This window comes from Bradyrhizobium arachidis (assembly GCF_015291705.1).
In the GTDB taxonomy this organism is placed as follows: Bacteria; Pseudomonadota; Alphaproteobacteria; order Rhizobiales; family Xanthobacteraceae; genus Bradyrhizobium; species Bradyrhizobium arachidis.
In genome coordinates this window covers 7,724,358-7,740,972 of record NZ_CP030050.1, presented here as the reverse complement: position 1 = coordinate 7,740,972, position 16,615 = coordinate 7,724,358, and the positions used below count along the sequence as shown (strand labels likewise).

The 16,615-nt window shown below is 65.0% G+C and carries 16 protein-coding genes; 13 read left to right on the top strand and 3 right to left on the bottom strand.

The window, feature by feature from the left end:
- The first annotated feature begins 47 nt into the window (after positions 1-47).
- From WN72_RS36480 to WN72_RS36445, 8 genes are all read left to right on the top strand, one after another.
- The gene (locus WN72_RS36480; protein WP_027560512.1) at positions 48-1,823 is read left to right on the top strand and encodes an acetolactate synthase 3 large subunit; all 1,776 of its coding nucleotides are present in this window, start codon (positions 48-50) and stop codon (positions 1,821-1,823) included.
- 154 nt (positions 1,824-1,977) lie between these two features.
- On the top strand, positions 1,978-2,949 hold the full coding sequence (locus tag WN72_RS36475) for a threonine dehydratase (RefSeq protein ID WP_092213052.1): 972 nt from the start codon (positions 1,978-1,980) through the stop codon (positions 2,947-2,949).
- A 23-nt stretch (positions 2,950-2,972) separates the two neighbouring features.
- Positions 2,973-3,515 carry an acetolactate synthase small subunit gene (gene ilvN / locus WN72_RS36470; RefSeq protein WP_027560510.1) on the top strand — a complete coding sequence of 181 codons (543 nt, stop codon included), beginning with the start codon at positions 2,973-2,975 and terminating at the stop codon, positions 3,513-3,515.
- Between the two features lie 3 nt (positions 3,516-3,518).
- Positions 3,519-4,208 carry a class I SAM-dependent methyltransferase gene (locus WN72_RS36465; RefSeq protein ID WP_092212549.1) on the top strand — a complete coding sequence of 230 codons (690 nt, stop codon included), beginning with the start codon at positions 3,519-3,521 and terminating at the stop codon, positions 4,206-4,208.
- 69 nt (positions 4,209-4,277) lie between these two features.
- Positions 4,278-5,153: an EamA family transporter gene (locus WN72_RS36460; protein WP_027560508.1), complete on the top strand. Its 876-nt coding sequence runs from the start codon at positions 4,278-4,280 to the stop codon at positions 5,151-5,153.
- A 7-nt stretch (positions 5,154-5,160) separates the two neighbouring features.
- Positions 5,161-5,763 carry a LysE family translocator gene (locus WN72_RS36455; RefSeq protein WP_027560507.1) on the top strand — a complete coding sequence of 201 codons (603 nt, stop codon included), beginning with the start codon at positions 5,161-5,163 and terminating at the stop codon, positions 5,761-5,763.
- A 132-nt stretch (positions 5,764-5,895) separates the two neighbouring features.
- Positions 5,896-6,915 carry a ketol-acid reductoisomerase gene (gene ilvC, locus WN72_RS36450; RefSeq protein ID WP_027560506.1) on the top strand — a complete coding sequence of 340 codons (1,020 nt, stop codon included), beginning with the start codon at positions 5,896-5,898 and terminating at the stop codon, positions 6,913-6,915.
- A gap of 515 nt (positions 6,916-7,430) precedes the next feature.
- Positions 7,431-8,279 carry an SDR family oxidoreductase gene (locus tag WN72_RS36445; RefSeq protein WP_092212545.1) on the top strand — a complete coding sequence of 283 codons (849 nt, stop codon included), beginning with the start codon at positions 7,431-7,433 and terminating at the stop codon, positions 8,277-8,279.
- Between the two features lie 110 nt (positions 8,280-8,389).
- On the opposite strand, the gene WN72_RS36440 is transcribed toward WN72_RS36445, so the two are convergent.
- Positions 8,390-9,010, bottom strand: coding sequence for a hypothetical protein (locus WN72_RS36440; protein ID WP_092212543.1), 621 nt, complete (start codon positions 9,008-9,010; stop codon positions 8,390-8,392).
- Positions 9,011-9,116: 106 nt separating this feature from the next.
- On the opposite strand from WN72_RS36440, the gene WN72_RS36435 reads away from it, so the two are divergent.
- The 3 genes from WN72_RS36435 to WN72_RS36425 all read left to right on the top strand — a co-directional run bounded on the left by WN72_RS36435 (position 9,117) and on the right by WN72_RS36425 (position 12,314).
- Positions 9,117-9,770: a TetR/AcrR family transcriptional regulator gene (locus tag WN72_RS36435; RefSeq protein ID WP_245003221.1), complete on the top strand. Its 654-nt coding sequence runs from the start codon at positions 9,117-9,119 to the stop codon at positions 9,768-9,770.
- Between the two features lie 317 nt (positions 9,771-10,087).
- A complete protein-coding gene (locus tag WN72_RS36430) occupies positions 10,088-11,800 on the top strand; it encodes a sulfatase-like hydrolase/transferase (protein ID WP_092212540.1) in 1,713 nt (570 codons plus the stop codon).
- Positions 11,801-11,936: 136 nt separating this feature from the next.
- A complete protein-coding gene (locus tag WN72_RS36425) occupies positions 11,937-12,314 on the top strand; it encodes a rhodanese-like domain-containing protein (protein ID WP_092212538.1) in 378 nt (125 codons plus the stop codon).
- 26 nt (positions 12,315-12,340) lie between these two features.
- On the opposite strand, the gene WN72_RS36420 is transcribed toward WN72_RS36425, so the two are convergent.
- Positions 12,341-13,900: a glycine betaine ABC transporter substrate-binding protein gene (locus WN72_RS36420; protein ID WP_027560500.1), complete on the bottom strand. Its 1,560-nt coding sequence runs from the start codon at positions 13,898-13,900 to the stop codon at positions 12,341-12,343.
- Complete coding sequence (locus WN72_RS36415) at positions 13,897-14,679, bottom strand: ATP-binding cassette domain-containing protein (protein ID WP_092212536.1); 783 nt, start codon at positions 14,677-14,679, stop codon at positions 13,897-13,899. Before WN72_RS36415 ends, WN72_RS36420 begins: the two co-directional genes overlap by 4 nt.
- A gap of 276 nt (positions 14,680-14,955) precedes the next feature.
- On the opposite strand from WN72_RS36415, the gene WN72_RS36410 reads away from it, so the two are divergent.
- Both WN72_RS36410 and WN72_RS36405 read left to right on the top strand, forming a co-directional pair.
- Entirely contained in the window at positions 14,956-15,774 is an 819-nt protein-coding gene (locus WN72_RS36410; RefSeq protein WP_092212534.1) for an ABC transporter ATP-binding protein, read from the top strand.
- Complete coding sequence (locus WN72_RS36405; protein WP_027560497.1) at positions 15,774-16,559, top strand: ABC transporter permease; 786 nt, start codon at positions 15,774-15,776, stop codon at positions 16,557-16,559. Before WN72_RS36410 ends, WN72_RS36405 begins: the two co-directional genes overlap by 1 nt.
- Positions 16,560-16,615 lie beyond the last annotated feature (56 nt).

Genomic DNA, 16,615 nt, shown 5'->3' with positions numbered 1-16,615 from the left:
GAACCCAGAACGAAAGCCGCTGACAACAGCGCATCCGGAGCAAGCCAATGACCGACAAGAGCCACGATCCGAACCAGATGACCGGCGCCGCGATGATCGTCCGCGCGCTCATCGACCACGGCGTGACCGACATTTTCGGCTATCCCGGCGGCGCGGTGCTTCCGATCTATGACGAGATCTTCCAGCAGAGCGAGGTCCAGCACATCCTGGTCCGCCACGAGCAGGGCGCGGGCCACGCCGCCGAGGGCTATGCGCGCTCGACCGGCAAGCCGGGCGTTGCGCTGGTGACCTCCGGTCCGGGCGCCACCAACATGGTGACGCCGCTGACCGATGCGCTGATGGACTCGATCCCGCTGGTCTGCATCTCCGGCCAGGTGCCGACGCATCTGATCGGCAACGACGCGTTCCAGGAATGCGACACGGTCGGCATCACGCGGCCCTGCACCAAGCACAACTGGCTGGTCCGCGACGTCAACGATCTCGCCAAGGTCCTGCACGAAGCCTTCTATGTTGCCACGTCGGGCCGTCCAGGCCCGGTGCTGGTCGACGTGCCCAAGGACGTGCAGTTCGCAACCGGCACCTATCATCCGCCGCGCAAATCCGACGTGCACCGCTCCTACGCGCCGCGCGTGAAGGGCGATGCGACGCAGATCCGGAAAGCCGTGTCTCTGCTCGCCAATGCCAAGCGTCCCGTGATCTACAGCGGTGGCGGCGTCATCAATTCCGGCCCGGAGGCGACCAAGCTCTTGCGCGAGCTGGTCGAGGTCACCGGCTTCCCGATCACGTCCACGCTGATGGGCCTCGGCGCGTATCCGGCCTCGGGCAAGAACTGGCTCGGCATGCTGGGCATGCACGGCACCTACGAGGCCAACATGACGATGCATGATTGCGACGTCATGCTGTGCGTCGGCGCGCGCTTCGACGACCGCATCACCGGCCGCGTCGATGCGTTCTCGCCCGGCTCGAAGAAGATCCACATCGACATCGATCCGTCCTCGATCAACAAGAACATCCGTGTCGACGTGCCGATCATCGGCGACTGCGGCAACGTCCTCGGCGACATCATCCAGGTGTTCAAGGCGGAGGCGAAGAAGCCGGACATCAAGTCGTGGTGGCAGCAGATCACGCAATGGCGGGCCCGCAATTCGCTCTATTACAAGAAGAGCAACGACGTCATCCTGCCGCAGCACGCGATCCAGAGCCTGTTCGAGGCAACGCGTGGCAAGGATACGTACATCACGACCGAGGTCGGCCAGCACCAGATGTGGGCGGCGCAGTTCTACGGCTTCGAGGAGCCGCATCGCTGGATGACGTCGGGCGGGCTCGGCACCATGGGCTACGGCCTGCCGGCCGCGGTCGGCGTGCAGGTGGCCCATCCCGACAGCCTCGTCATCGACATTGCGGGCGATGCCTCGGTGCAGATGACGATGCAGGAGATGTCGACGGCGGTGCAGTACGAGCTGCCGATCAAGATATTCATCCTCAACAACCAGTACATGGGCATGGTGCGGCAGTGGCAGCAGCTGCTGCACGGCAACCGGCTGTCGCATTCCTACTCGGAGGCGCTCCCCGATTTCGTCAAGCTCGCGGAGGCCTATGGCGCCGTCGGCCTGCAGGTGCACAAGCCTTCTGATCTCGATGGGGCCATCAAGGAGATGATCTCGGTCAAGCGCCCGGTGCTGTTCGACTGCCGCGTCGCGGCGCTCGAAAACTGCTTCCCGATGATCCCCTCCGGCAAGGCGCACAACGAGATGCTGTTGCCCGAGCAGGCCAACGACGAGGCGACGGCGAAGGCGTTCGCCGGCGGCAAGGCGCTGGTGTGAGCGCGATGGTCACAAACTCCGCTGTCATCGCCCGGCTTGACCGGGCGATCCAGTACGCCGCGGCCTCTCGATCAATCTCATGGGCCTCTGGAATACTGGATCCCCGCCTTCGCGGGGATGACGGCTGCATGAGATGGTCGATGGAAGGACCACAATGTTCGACCTGACGGAGCTCGAGCGCGCACATGCGATCGTGGGGCAGGCGGTGCCGGCAACGCCGGCGCGCGGCTGGCCGCTGCTCGCCGAGCGCCTCGGCACCGAGGTCGTGGTCAAGCACGAGAACCATACGCCGATCGGCGCCTTCAAGGTGCGCGGCGGGCTGGTCTATCTCGACCGCCTGAAGCGAGAGCGGCCGAACACGCCAGGCATCATCTCGGCGACGCGCGGCAATCACGGCCAGAGCCTCGCATTCGCGGCGAGCCGACACGGCGTGCCCGCGGTGATCTACGTGCCATCAGGCAACTCGGTCGAGAAGAACCGGGCGATGAGGGCGTTCGGCGCCGAGCTGGTCGAGCATGGCGAGGACTTCCAGGCCGCCCGCGAGGAGGCCGAGCGCCGCGCGCAATTCGCCGGCCTCCACATGGTGCCGTCGTTCCATCCGGACCTCGTGCTGGGCGTTGCGACCTATGCGCTCGAGCTGTTCAGGGCCGCGCCCGATCTCGACATTCTCTATGTGCCGATCGGGCAGGGCTCCGGCATCTGCGGCTGCATCATGGCACGCGATCTCCTGGGCCTGAAGACCGAGATCGTCGGCGTGCAGTCGACGGAAGCGCCATCCTATGCGCTGTCGTTCGCAGCCGGCACGATCGTGACGACTGAGACGGCCAATACGCTCGCCGACGGCATGGCAACGCGTATCCCTGACGAGGATGCGCTGGCGCTGATCCGCAAGGGCGCTTCGCGCATCGTTCAGGTCACCGACGACGAGGTCGCCGCCGCAATTCGCGCCTACTGGACTGACACACATAATCTCGCCGAAGGCGCCGGCGCAGCCGCGCTCGCTGCGGCACTGCAAGAAAAGAGCAAGCTGAAGGGCAAGCGCGTCGGTCTCGTGCTGTCCGGCGGCAATATCGATTTCGATCTGTTCCGCCGTTGGGTCGGAACGGACGCGCCGGCCATGGCGTGACGGAGAGACAAGAGGGGACGACAATGAACCAGCCTGCATCCGCCTACTTCATCGAGGACCGTCACGATCCCAACGAGACGCACACGCTCGCGGTGCTCGTGCAGAACGAGCCCGGCGTGCTCGCGCGCGTGATCGGCCTGTTCTCGGGGCGCGGCTACAACATCGAGAGCCTCACCGTCTCGGAGACCGAAGCCCAGAAGCACCTGTCGCGCATCACCATCGTCACGACGGGCACGCCGATGGTGATCGAGCAGATCAAGCACCAGCTCGACCGCATGGTCCCGGTCTACCGCGTCGTCGACATGACCCAGACCAAGCGCTCGATCGAGCGTGAGCTGGCGATGGTCAAGGTGCGCGGGCAGGGCGAGCATCGCGTCGAGGCGCTGCGGCTGGCGGATGCGTTCCGCGCCCGCGTGATCGACGCCACCACCGAGAGCTTCGTGTTCGAGATCACAGGCAACACGGACAAGATCAACCAGTTTATCGACCTGATGCGCCCGCTCGGACTTGTCGAGGTGTCGCGCACGGGTGTTGCCGCGATCGGTCGCGGGCCTGAAGGGATGTGAACCATGCTGGCGCGCGACTGGTATTACAACGAGCGGAACCGGATGGGGATCGAGCCCGCTGTGGCCTCGATCTACGACAACCATGACGATGCCGACCTGCGGGCGCGCGCCGCGCTGAAAATGCTCGGAGTGCAGCGCGGCTGGCGCATCGCCGATATCGGCTGCGGCAACGGTGTGCTTGCCACCGAAGCCGCGCTGATGGGCGCCGAGGCCGACGCCATCGACATCTCGCCGGCGATGCTGGCGCTCGCCGAGATCTACGCCCGCGACCGCAAGGCGCCCGTGCGCACCCAGTCCGCCGGCTTGCTCAGCTTCGCCTACCGGCCGGAATCCTACGACCTGATCGTCAGCGAGTTCACGCTGCACCATCTGCCGGATTTCTGGAAGGCGGTGGCGATGTCGCGGATCTATCGTGCGCTCAAGCCCGGTGGCAGCTTCTATTTGCGCGACATCGTCTACGCCTCGATGCCCGATGCGATCGAGCGCGACGTCGAGCAATGGGCCGATTTCCAGATCAAGAACCACGATTTTTCCCGCGGGGGCGTGGTGACGCATATGCGCGATGAATATTCCACCTTCGGCTGGGTGATGGAGCGGATGCTGACCGATGTCGGCTTCACGCTGGTCTCAGCCGATTACCACGCGCCGATGCACGGCACGTATCTGCTGCGGAAACCCAATTCTTCCACGTAAAGGCCGGCGAGCAAGGCTAGACCAGAACAACAAACAGGGCTGCACGACAAGGCAGAACCGGAAACAACAATGAAGCCGGCCGACATCCTCATCGCCGTCATGGTGGCGATCATCTGGGGGCTTGCCTTCGTGGCAAGCCGGATTGCGCTCGACGAGTTGTCACCGGAGCTGATGACGGCGTTGCGCTTTACGATTGCCGCGGTGCCGTGCCTGTTCATCCGCAAACCGAAGGTCGCCTGGTCGCTGCTGATCGCGATCAGCTTCACGCTGTTCCTCGGCCAGTTCCTGTCGCAGGCCTACGGCATCGCCCACGGCGTGCCGGTGGGGCTGACCTCCGTCGTCGTGCAGAGCCAGGCGCTGTTCACCATCGGCTTCGCCGCGATCGCCTTCGGCGAACGCCCGACGCCGGTGCAGACGCTGGGCATCGTCATCGCCGCCGCTGGCCTCCTGATGATCTGCGGCACCGTTGGCTATGATTTCACCGTCAGTGCCTTTGCGGTGCTGATGATCTCGCCGGTCAGCTTTGCTGTCGGCAATCTCCTGCTGCGTGGTGCCCGCGGTGTGCCGATGTTCGACCTGTTCGCCTGGCTGTGCCTTGCCTCGGCCGTGCCGCTGTTCGTGCTGGCGTTGGTCGCCAACGGTCCCGCTCCCACCTGGACCTCGCTGACACACATGTCGCTGACGTCAGCGCTCTGCATGCTGGCGCTGGGCGCCATCTCCACCAGCATTGCCTACTGGCTCTGGGGCCGATTGCTGCGCGATTACCCGGCGGCCCAGGTGGTGCCGTTCGCGCTGCTGGTGCCGTTCGTCGGCTCGGCGGCCTCCAGCATCGTCTTCGGCGAGCGGTTCGGGCCGCTGCGCCTGGCCGGCATGGTGACTGTGATCGCCGGCATCGCCGTGATGGTGCTGGCTCAGCGTCCCCGGGCGCTGCCGAAGACCGCGTGAGGTGATGATGGCCTACTCGCTGTTCTACGCCTTCCTCGCCTTCATGGTCGTGATGTACTTCACGCCCGGGCCGAACAACATCATGCTGCTGTCGTCGGGCCTCACCTACGGCTTCCGCCGCACCATCCCGCACATCGTCGGCATCGTCCTCGGCTTTGCCTTCATGGTCGCCACCGTCGGCCTTGGGCTCGGCACCGTCTTCCTGGCCTATCCGATCCTTCAGACCATCCTGAAATATGCCGGCGCCGCCTACCTGATCTACCTCGCCGTCGTGATCGCCTTCTCCGGACCGGCCAAGCCGGGCGAGGAGAGCGCCCGCGGCCCGATGACCTTCTGGGGTGCGGCGATGTTCCAGTGGATCAACGCCAAGGGCTGGGTGATCGTGATCGGCACCATCACCGCCTATGCAGCGATCGCCCAATTCCCCCTGAACATCGCGATCCAGACCTTGATCAGCCTGCTGGTCGGAACGGTCTCGACCGTGGTCTGGGCCTTGTTTGGCACTGCCTTGCGGCCCGTCCTGACCTCCGAGCGGCTGGTCCGCGCCTTCAATATCCTGATGGCGATCCTGCTGCTCGCCTCCCTCTACCCCGTTTTCATGGATGCATGATGTCGCGGATTTCCATGCAGAAACGGGTTTCCCTAAGGGGCCGAAATGCTCTAGACAGCCCCCGAAATCCGCAAATTTCACCCTTCGGACACTGACCATCGGCCGATTTCGGCCCGCAACGAGGAAACGACTATGCGTGTTTATTACGATCGCGACGCCGACCTGAACCTGATCAAGGGCAAGAAGGTCGCCATCGTCGGCTATGGCAGCCAGGGCCACGCCCATGCGCTCAACCTGAAGGACTCCGGCGTCAAGGAAGTCGCCATTGCGCTGCGCAAGGACTCGGGCTCGGTGAAGAAGGCGGAAGCCGCCGGCTTCAAGGTGATGGAAGTTGCCGAGGCCGCCAAATGGGCCGACCTCGTCATGATGCTGACCCCGGACGAGCTCCAGGGCGACATCTATCGTGACCACCTTCACGACAACATGAAGAAGGGCGCCGCCCTGGTGTTCGCGCACGGCCTCAACGTCCACTTCAACCTGCTCGACCCGCGCGCCGACCTCGACGTGCTGATGATCGCGCCGAAGGGCCCCGGCCACACCGTGCGCTCGGAGTATCAGCGCGGCGGCGGCGTGCCCTGCCTGATCGCGATCGCCAAGGACGTCTCGGGCAACGCCCATGACCTCGGCCTGTCCTACGCTTCGGCCGTCGGCGGTGGCCGCGCCGGCATCATCGAGACCACCTTCAAGGAAGAGTGCGAGACCGACCTGTTCGGCGAGCAGGTGGTTCTGTGCGGCGGTCTGGTCGAGCTGATCAAGGGTGGCTACGAGACCCTGGTCGAAGCCGGCTACGCCCCGGAGATGGCCTATTTCGAGTGCCTGCACGAAGTGAAGCTGATCGTCGACCTGATCTATGAAGGCGGCATCGCGAACATGAACTACTCGATCTCCAACACCGCCGAGTATGGCGAGTACGTCACCGGCCCGCGCATCATCACCGACGAGACCAAGAAGGAGATGCGCAAGGTTCTCGCCGACATCCAGGGCGGCAAGTTCGCCCGCGACTGGATGCTCGAGAACAAGGTCAACCAGACCTCGTTCAAGGCGACCCGCGCCAAGCTCGCCGCGCACCCGATCGAGGAAGTCGGCGCGAAGCTGCGTGACATGATGCCCTGGATCAAGAAGGGCGCGCTGGTCGACAAGTCGAAGAACTGACGGCATCGCCGTCATTCCGGGTTCGCGCGAACGCGCGCCCGGAATGACGGGTTAAGCACAAGCTTCGCTCGCCAAACCAAATCTTAAACCTTCGTCCCTACAAACGAGCGAGATCGCAAATGGCGTTCTCGCTCTCTCCATCTCACCCGAAGCTTTGCTGCTTCATTCAAATTCTTCGCGAGCTGAATTGCTCTCTGAGCAGCAAGAACTGACGCTTAAACCACATTCTTGACCTCGCGTCGTTTCTCAGAACTTTTTCAGACATACCGATCGCCAAAAGCCCAGCGTCTTCAGAGTCAAAGATTCGGCTCTTCATCCGCGGTCTCATCGCGCTCGTTATCTCGCCGAGCGCCGTTCGCGTGCCGCTTCATTCTAAGATTCCACATCCGCTGCACCTTCTTTGCGGCGCCTCACTCGCACGAAAAGCGCCGTCGTTGCGCGGCCTGAGAACCCCGTCCATTGCACTGGCGTACCCTTCTCCTGCATGATCCCGGGAACTCGAGGGGGAGGGGACCATGCGATCCGTCGTCATCACCGGCGCATCCACCGGCATCGGCTGGGCCGCTGCGAAATTCCTGATCGGGCGCGGCTATCGCGTCTTCGGCAGCGTCCGCAAGCAGGCCGATGCCGACCGGCTCAAGGGTGAGTTCAGCGACAACTTCACGCCGCTGCTGTTCGACGTCACCGACGAGGCCGCAGTCCTCGCTGCAGCGCGACAAGTTCGCGAGGCGCTCGGCGGTGAGACGCTGGCCGGCCTCGTCAACAATGCCGGCATCGCGGTCGCCGGCCCCGTGCTCGAATTGTCGGCCGACGACTTCCGCCGCCAGATGGACATCAACGTCATTGGCCCCGTCATCGCGACGCAGGCGTTCGGGCCGCTGCTCGGCGCCGACCCGTCGCTGAAGGGGCCGAAGGGACGGATCGTGATGATCAGCTCGGTCGCGGGCAGGAACGGCAATCCGTTGTCGGCGCCCTATTGCACGTCCAAGCACGCCGTCGAGGGGCTGTCGGAGAGCCTGCGCCGCGAGCTGATGCTGTTTGGCATCGACGTCATCATCGTCGCCCCCGGCGCGGTGAAGACGCCGATCTGGAGCAAGGCGGAAGAGATCGATCTGTCCGTCTACCAGAACTCGCCCTACCTGCCGGCGCTGAACAAGGTCATGGCGTTCATGATGGAGATCGGCGCCAAGGGCCTGCCCGCCGAGCGCATCGCCGAAATCGTGTTCGAAGCGCTGACTGCGGCAAGCCCCAAGGTACGTTACCAGATCACGCCGGATCCGCTGCGCCATCTGATTGGCGCCGTGCTGCCGAAGCGGATGCTCGATCGCATCATCGCCAAGCGGCTCGGGCTGTTGCCGCACTAAAGCATGATCCGGAAAAGTGCGAAGCGGTTTTCCGAAAAGATCATGCTTAAACAACAACCTAAAGCGCGATGACGATTCATCCCAATCTCATCGCGCTTTAGGCGGGCCCCTCAGCCCGCCGCCACGGTTTGCCCGCGCGGACGCGCGGCCATCGCGATCAGCCGCAGCGCCATTACCGCGAGCAGCGGAACGAGGAACGCGGCATAGAGCGGCATCGCCGGCACGCGCTTGCCGAACGACACCATGAACTGGAACCAGAGGTAATAGCCCCCGACAAGGTGCAGGGCGCGCCAGGCGCGCGGCCCGACCAGCGCCGCGGTGCGGTCGAACGAGGTCGCGCTCATCGCGACGATGAAGCCATAGCCGATGCCGCCGAAGATGTAGGAGGCGGCGGAGGTGGCCCCGGCAAAGCCGGCCGGATCCATGTTGGCAAAGGCGACGATCGCCGCCGCATGGATGGCGTGGGAGGCCGCAAAGCTCAAGCCCAGATAGCGGCGGTTGCGGCGTTGCCATCGCGTCCAGGGGTTGGGCCAGAGCCGGGCCAAAGCCGCGGCGCTGAAGGCGAGGCAGAACAGTAGCAGCGAGCTGCGCGCCGTGAAGCGGATCACCATGCGTACGCCCTCGACCTCGAACTGCCGCATCGAGGCGATCCACAGGCTGAGCGCGAGCAGGCTCAGGGTGAGTACGGCGAGCAGCCGCCAGCCTTCGAACCGGCCTTGACGTTGTGACATGGCAATCGCCTCCGTTATGTAATCACTGATTACATTTCGTGGCGGTAAGTCCGTCAACGGTGTAATCACTGCTTACATTCACGTTCGGGTGATGCTAGGAAGCGCCATGCCTGCCCGACAGCCGTCCAAACCGCGCGCCCGCCGCCAGACACCTGAAGCTCGGCCCTATCATCATGGCGACCTCCGCCGTGTGCTGATCGATGCTGCGTTGCAACTGGCAGAAGAGGGTGCCGAGGTCTCGGTGCGCGAGGCTGCCCGCCGTGCCGCTGTGTCGCCGGGGGCGCCATTCCGGCACTTCCCGAACCGCGATGCCCTCATGGCGGCGGTGGCCGAGGAGGCACAGCGGCGCTTTCGTGCCGAGATTGAGGTGGCGCTGGGGCAGGCCCCAGCCGCCGATCCACTCGGCCGCTTCCGCGCCTTCGGCCTTGCGTATTTGCGCTGGGCGATGCGCAACCCCGCGCATTTCGAGATCATCTCCACCGGGCGCTATTTCGCCCATGGCAGCTCCACCGAGCTGACTCGCGACAATGCCGAATTGATCGCGCTGACCGAGCAGATGCTGGCTGACGCCGCCAGCCAAGGCCTGCTGCGATCGGCCGACCTCAAGCGCATCCAGATCGCCGGCCGCGCCCTGGTCTATGGCTTCGCCCGGATGAATCTGGACGGCCACTTCCCGCGCTGGGGCGTGGCGGCGGGCGAGATCGACCGCATGGCGGAGGGGGTGATCGATCTGTTCATCGCCGGGATCGCGAAGGCCTAGCCATCCGACCCTCATGGTGAGGAGGCGCGCAGCGCCGTCTCGAACCATAGAGGCCCCAGCTGCCCCCCCGCGCGCTTCGCGGGCTCCTCGGGTGAGCCGATAGAGTTGAAGGCAGCGCGCCCAAGCGTGCGGCACATTCGCGCGTTGCTAACATTAAGCGAAGGTCGGACGCCGGATCGCGTTGCCTGCCCGTGACGGTTCCGTTACAGTTTTGTGACACGGTGCAGGCTTCCGGCTGCGCCGGACGCCGCAGCCGTCCTGGGGCCGGCTCGACGGCTTGGCATCACCGCGCCGGACCAGAAGTTGCGTGCCCGTCGATGGCGTCCGCGCCCAATCCAGGTCCTTCTGCCACCACCGCCGTACTGGCGAGCGTCGCCGCGCTCGGCATCTGGCGGTTGCTCGCGGTTGCGGTGCCGCATCTCGCCGCGCTGGCGCTGATGTATGAGACTGAGACCGATTTCGGCTCGCGTCTCGCCTTCGCGCTCGCCTGGGGCATCCTCAACTTCTTCTGGATCACGCTGCTGCGGCGGCCGGCGCTGTCGGGCGCGCTGTCGCTGACCATGGTCGTCGTGCTGGTGCTGCTATCGCGGCTCAAGCACGACGTCGTGCAGATGACGGTCAACTTCATCGACCTGATGATGATCGACCGCGACACCGTCGCGTTCCTGTTCACGATCTTCCCGAGTCTGCGCTGGTCGGTGATCCTGGCCGGTCTCGTCACGTTGCCGCTGATGTACGCGCTGTGGTGGCTCGATCCGTTTCGGATCCGCCGCTTGCCGGCGCTTGCTTCCATGCTCGCCTGCGTGGCTGGGCTGGTCGGCTATTCGCTCTATCATCCCGATGAGGCCTGGCGCGGCTATTACGACGATGGCTATCTCTCGAAATTCTTCCGCTCGGGCGTCACCGCGGTCTCCGATTTCGCGCAGTACGGCCTCATGGAGTCGGCGGCCTCGACCAATGAGCGGCTCAACATGCCGCTGGTCGATGCCTGCCATCCCGCGGGCCGCCGGCCGAACATCATCATGATCCATGATGAATCGAGCTTCGACATCCGCGCCGCGCAGGGCATCAAGGTGCCGCCGGGCTATGGCAATCACTTCAAGTCCTGGGACGGCAGGCAGCGCACCTTCCTTGCGGAAAGCAATGGCGGGCCGAGCTGGTTCACCGAATACAACGTGCTCGCGGGACTTTCCTCGCGTTCGTTCGGCCGCTTCGCCTATTTCGTGACGCGTATCGCATCCAACCGGGTCGAACGCGGCCTGCCGCTGGCGCTGCGCCGCTGCGGCTACGATACGCTCTCGCTCTATCCCGCCCATGGCGGCTTCATGGGCGCGCGCAGCTTCCAGCTGACGACCGGCGTCGAGCGCTTTCTCGACGCGAAGGACCTCGGCGCCAGGGATGTCGAGCCCGACAGCTTCTTCTACGACAAGGCGCTGCAGCTGATGGGCCAGCAGCCGCCGAACAAGCCGCTGTTCACCTTCATCTATCTCGGCGCCAATCATTTCCCCTGGGAGACGCGCTACCGTCCGGACCTGCTGCCGAACTGGCGTGCGCCGGGCAATGTTCCGTCCATCGACGAATATCTGCGCCGCCAGGCGATGAGCGCAGAGCAGTATAAGGCGTTCGTCGCGGGTCTGAAGAAGAACTTTCCGAGCGAGCCGTTCCTGATCGTGCGCTATGGCGATCACCAGCCGGAATTCGCGCCGAACCTGCTCGAGCCCGGGCTCGACGAGGGCGCGATCGGCAAGAAGCTCGATGCCTACGATCCGCGTCTCTACGCGACCTATTACGCGATTGATGCCGTCAATTTCGAGCCGGTCAAAACCGAGGCCGTGATGGACACGGTCGACGGCCCGTATCTGCCGCTGGTGATCCAGGAGACTGCCGGCATCCCGCTCGATCCGTCCTTCGCCGAGCAGAAGCAGATCATGCTCCGTTGCAAGGGCATCTTCTACGGCTGCAAGGACGGCGCGGAGGCGCGGCGGTTGAATCGGTTGCTGATCAATGCCGGGATGATCCGGGGGCTGTAGTTTCCATCGCGGCCATTCATTCGCCACCGCATCCGTCGATATTTCACCTCGCGCTGTCCTCCAAACGGTGGACGCGACGACAGACGATGCCGGCTAAGGGGGCGCTTGACAAACAGCCAACCCTAAGGAGACGACATTGGCAATATCCGTGAAACAGATGCTCGAAGCCGCCAACGCCGCCGTGCCGAAGATCACGCCGGCCCAGGCGAAGGAGATGATCGGCAAGGGCGCGCTCGTGCTCGACGTGCGCGATGCGCCGGAAATCGAGAAGAGCGGCAAGATTCCCGGCGCACTGAATGTCTCCCGCGGCATGCTGGAGTTTCGGGCCGATCCGGACTCGCCCTATCACGACAAGGCTCTCGCCAGGGACAAGACGGTGATCCTCTATTGCGCCTCGGGCGGCCGTTCGGCGCTGGCCGGCAAGCTGCTTCAGGACATGGGCTATAGCCATGTCTACAACGTCGGCGGCTTCAAGGACTGGGTCGACGCCGGAGGGGCAACCGAGAAGGTCTAGCAAGGGCGGCGGCGCAGAGCCTCGCTCTAGCGCCGGCCCACCTTCTCCCACAGCCACTTCGCCACCGCATCGGGTGATGAATTCGCATCATTGCCGCTGGCGCGCAGGTTTGCCTCGCGCATGGTCGCGATGTCGATCTTGCCGAGCAGCGGCTCGAGCGCCGTCTGCAATTTTTCATCGCCGGCGCGCTTTGGCGCGAGCAGCAGGATCGCGTCATAGGGCGGGATCGCGTGCTTGGGATCGTCGAGCACGACGAGGTCGTATTTCGCAATCAGCCCGTCGCTGGTGTAGCCGGCGATGACGTCGACCTCGCCGCTGGCGACCGCGGCATACATGAAGTCGGGCTGCATCTGGCGCTGGGCGCGGAACGAGAGGCCATAGGCCTTTTGCAGCGCCGCCCATTCCGGCCGCGAGAAGAATTCGTAGTCGCCGGCAATCGACATCGTCGGCGCGTGTGCGGCGAGATCGGCGATGCTGCGGATATGAAGCGCCTCGGCGCGCTGCTTCGGCATCACCAGCGCATAGGCGTTCTCGAAGCCGAGCTCGCCGAGCAGGGTGATGTTATCCTTCGCGAGCGCTGTTTTGAGGTCGGCCAACAGTTCCGCCCGCGGCTTAATGTCGGTGCGGTGCAGCTGGTTGGCCCAGAGCGTGCCGGAATAATCGACATAGAGATCGATGTCGCCGGCCTTCAGCGCCTCGAAGATCACACTGGAGCCGAGGCCCGAACGCGCTGTGGCGGTGAGACCGGCGGCCTGGAGGCGGTCGCGGAGCAGGGACGACAGCACGTATTGCTCGGCAAAGGTCTTGGCCCCGACTACATAATTCTGCGGCGAGCGCCCCATCGTCGGCACCAGCGTTGCGGCGACCAGCGCCGCAATTCCAATACCGCCAAGCGCGGTGCGCAGGCGGCGGCGCTGGCGCAGGCCACCTTCGATCAGGCCGAGCAGCTGATCGACCGCGAGCGCCAGCAGCGCCGAGGCAAAGCAGCCGAACAGCACGAACACCCAGTTCTGGGTCTGCAATCCCGCAAAGATGTAGTTGCCGAGGCTGGTCTGCCCGATCGGGGTCGAGAGCGTCGCGGTGCCGATCACCCACACCGCGGCGGTGCGAATGCCCGCCATCATCACCGGCAGCGCCAGCGGCAGCTCGACCATGACGAGCGACTGCCGTGCGGTCATGCCGACGCCCTTGGCGGCCTCGATCAGCGCGGGATCGATGCCGTTGAGGCCGGTGATGCCGTTGCGCAGCACCGGCAGCATGGAATAGAGCGCCAGCGCCAGCATCGCCGGCAGGAAGCCGAAGGCGGAGAAAGAGACGCCGAACCAGGCGAGCGTGACCGAGGCAGCTAGCAGCAGCAGTGGATAAAACAGCGCCAGCAGCGCCAGCCCCGGCACCGTCTGCACGATGCTGGCGAGCGCGAGCAGAACCGCGCGCGGCGCGGGCCGGTTGCGCGTCAGTATCGCGAGCGGCAGGCTGACGGCAAGGCCAAGCGCGAGCGCGGCAAGACTCACCCGCACATGGTTGCCGAGATAGTCGGGCAAATGCGCCAGCGCCTCGCCCCAGCGCGGATCATTGAGGAGGCTCATGCCGCACCGCTCTGCGGCAGCAGCGTGTTCAGCCGCTCGACCTGGCGCCGCGGCGTCCTCAGCAGCTCCAGCACATAGGCATCGCTGCTGTTCGAGAGCTCCGCCGGCGTGCCCTGCGCCAGCAGCTTGCCGCCGCGCATCACCGCGATGCGGTCGGCAAGCAGGATCGCCTCGGTCATGTCATGCGTGATCATGACGGTGGTCAGGCCGAGCTTCTTGTGCAGCGCGCGATAATCGTCGCCGAGCGCATCGCGGGTGAGGGGATCGAGCGCGCCGAACGGCTCGTCCATCAGCACGATGCGCGGGCGTGCCGCGAGCGCCCGCGCCACGCCGACGCGCTGCTGCTGACCGCCCGAGAGCGCTTCGGGGAGGCGGTCGCGATGGGCGCTACGGTCGAGCTGTACGAGCTCCAGCAGCTCGTCGACCCGCACCGCGATATCCGCCGCCGGCGCGCCCAGCAATTTGGGCGTGATCCCGATATTGTCGGCGACACTCAAATGCGGGAACAGCCCGCCGCTCTGGAAGACGTAGCCGATCCGCCGCCGCAGCGCGACCGGATCGACGTTTCGCACGTCCTCGCCCTCGACCGTGATGGTGCCGCCGGCGGCCTCGATCAGCCGGTTGGCGAGCCGCAGCAACGTGGTCTTGCCCGAGCCCGAGCCGCCGACGATCGCTACGAACTCGCCCTCGGCGATATCAAGCGATACGTCGTCGACGGCCTTGAGCGTGCCGAAGCTCTTGGTGACGTGGGCGTAGCTGATGGCCAGCTTGGAAGGCATTCGACGCGGCTCGCTTCTCTTACCCTCCCCTGGAGGGGGAGGGGCGATCGCGCGAAGCGCGAGCGAGGTGGGGTGATCTCTCAACACGGGCACCGCCTCATTGGAGAGCCTGTCACCCCATCCCGTCTCACATTTCGCTGCGCTCATGTGAGCCGACCCTCCCCCTCCAGGGGAGGGTAAGAGCACGGCAAGAGCCCATGCGTAGCACGCTTGGCGGCTTGATTGAACTTGGCGGCGCGAGCGGCTAAGGCATCGGGTCAAGTCTGGAGGGAATACATGACAACGCCCACGGCAGTGGCGCTGGAAGATGCCAAGGTTGCGTTCCGGCTCGGGGACGGGCGGGTCTATACGGCGGTGGAGAAGGCGCATCTTACGGTCGCGCAGGGCGAGTTCGTCGCCATCGTCGGGCCCACGGGGTGCGGGAAATCGACGCTGCTCAACGTCGCGGCCGGCCTGCTGAAGCCCGCTGCCGGCAACGTCAAGATATTCGACCGGCCGCTTGCGGGGCTGAACCGGGACGCCGGCTACCTGTTCCAGGCCGACGCGCTGTTCCCCTGGAAGACCGCGCTCGACAATGTCGCGATCGGGCTCGAGATCAAGGGCACGCCGCGCGCCGAGGCGCTGCCAAGGGCGCAGAAATGGCTGACGTCGGTCGGCCTCGGCGCCTTCGCCGGCCGCTATCCGCACATGCTCTCCGGCGGCCAACGCAAGCGCGTGGCGCTGGCGCAGGTGCTGATCCGCGATCCTAAGATCCTGCTGATGGACGAGCCGTTCGGGCCGCTCGATGCGCAGACCCGGCAGGTGATGGGTAATCTGCTGCTCGACCTCTGGAACGCCGACCGCAAGGCCGTGCTGTTCGTCACCCATGACCTGGAAGAGGCGATCGCGCTCGCCGATCGCGTGGTGATCATGTCGGCAGGGCCGTCCTCGCGAATCATCGGCGACTGGCGCGTGAGCTTGCCGCGCCCGCGCGACATTTTCGAGGTGCGGCTCGACAAGGAGTTCCACGCGCTTCATCGCGAGATCTGGAGCGTGCTGAAGGACGAGGTGATGAAGGGTTACGCGCAGTCCACCCACGCGGCGGAGGCGGTCTGATGTCGCGCCCGACGCTGTTCGCGCTGCAAGTCCTGGTCGCGGTCGTCTGCATCGTGCTGTGGCAGGTGCTGTCGACCGTTCCCGTGTTCGGCAAGATCCTGCTGCCGCCGTTCTTCTTCTCCAACCCGTTCGACGTCTTCAGCCAGATCGTGAAATGGTTCGCCTCCGGCGTGATTTGGAAGCATCTCGGCATCACGCTCGCGGAATCGATCCTCGCCTTCGTGATCGGATCGCTCGGTGGCGTTCTTGTCGGCTTTTGGTTCGCGCGCCAGCCGATCGTTGCCGCGGTGTTCGATCCCTACGTGAAGATGGTCAACGCGTTGCCGCGCGTCGTGCTCGCGCCGATCTTCGCGCTGTGGCTCGGCCTCGGCATCTGGTCCAAGGTCGCGCTCGGGGTGACGCTGGTGTTCTTCATCGTCTTCTTCAACGTCTATCAGGGCGTCAAGGAAGTCAGCCGCACCGTGCTCGATAACGGCCGCATGCTCGGCATGAGCGAGCGGCAGCTGATGCAGCACGTCTATTGGCCCTCGGCGCTGTCCTGGATGTTCTCCTCGCTGCACACCTCGGTCGGTTTCGCCGTGGTCGGCGCGGTCGTCGGCGAATATCTGGGATCGGCGGCGGGGCTCGGCTATCTCATCCAGCAGGCCGAGGGCGTGTTCGACGTCGCCGGCGTGTTCGCCGGCATGTTCGTGCTGTCGGCGTTCGTCATCCTGATCGACTTCGGGGTGACGCTGGTGGAGCGACGGCTGCTGGTGTGGCGGCCGACGGTGGACGGGCGCGGCTAGGCCGGCTCGTTGCCCGCTGACATTTATGTGATTGAGCGGCCGGAATAGAACGGGCG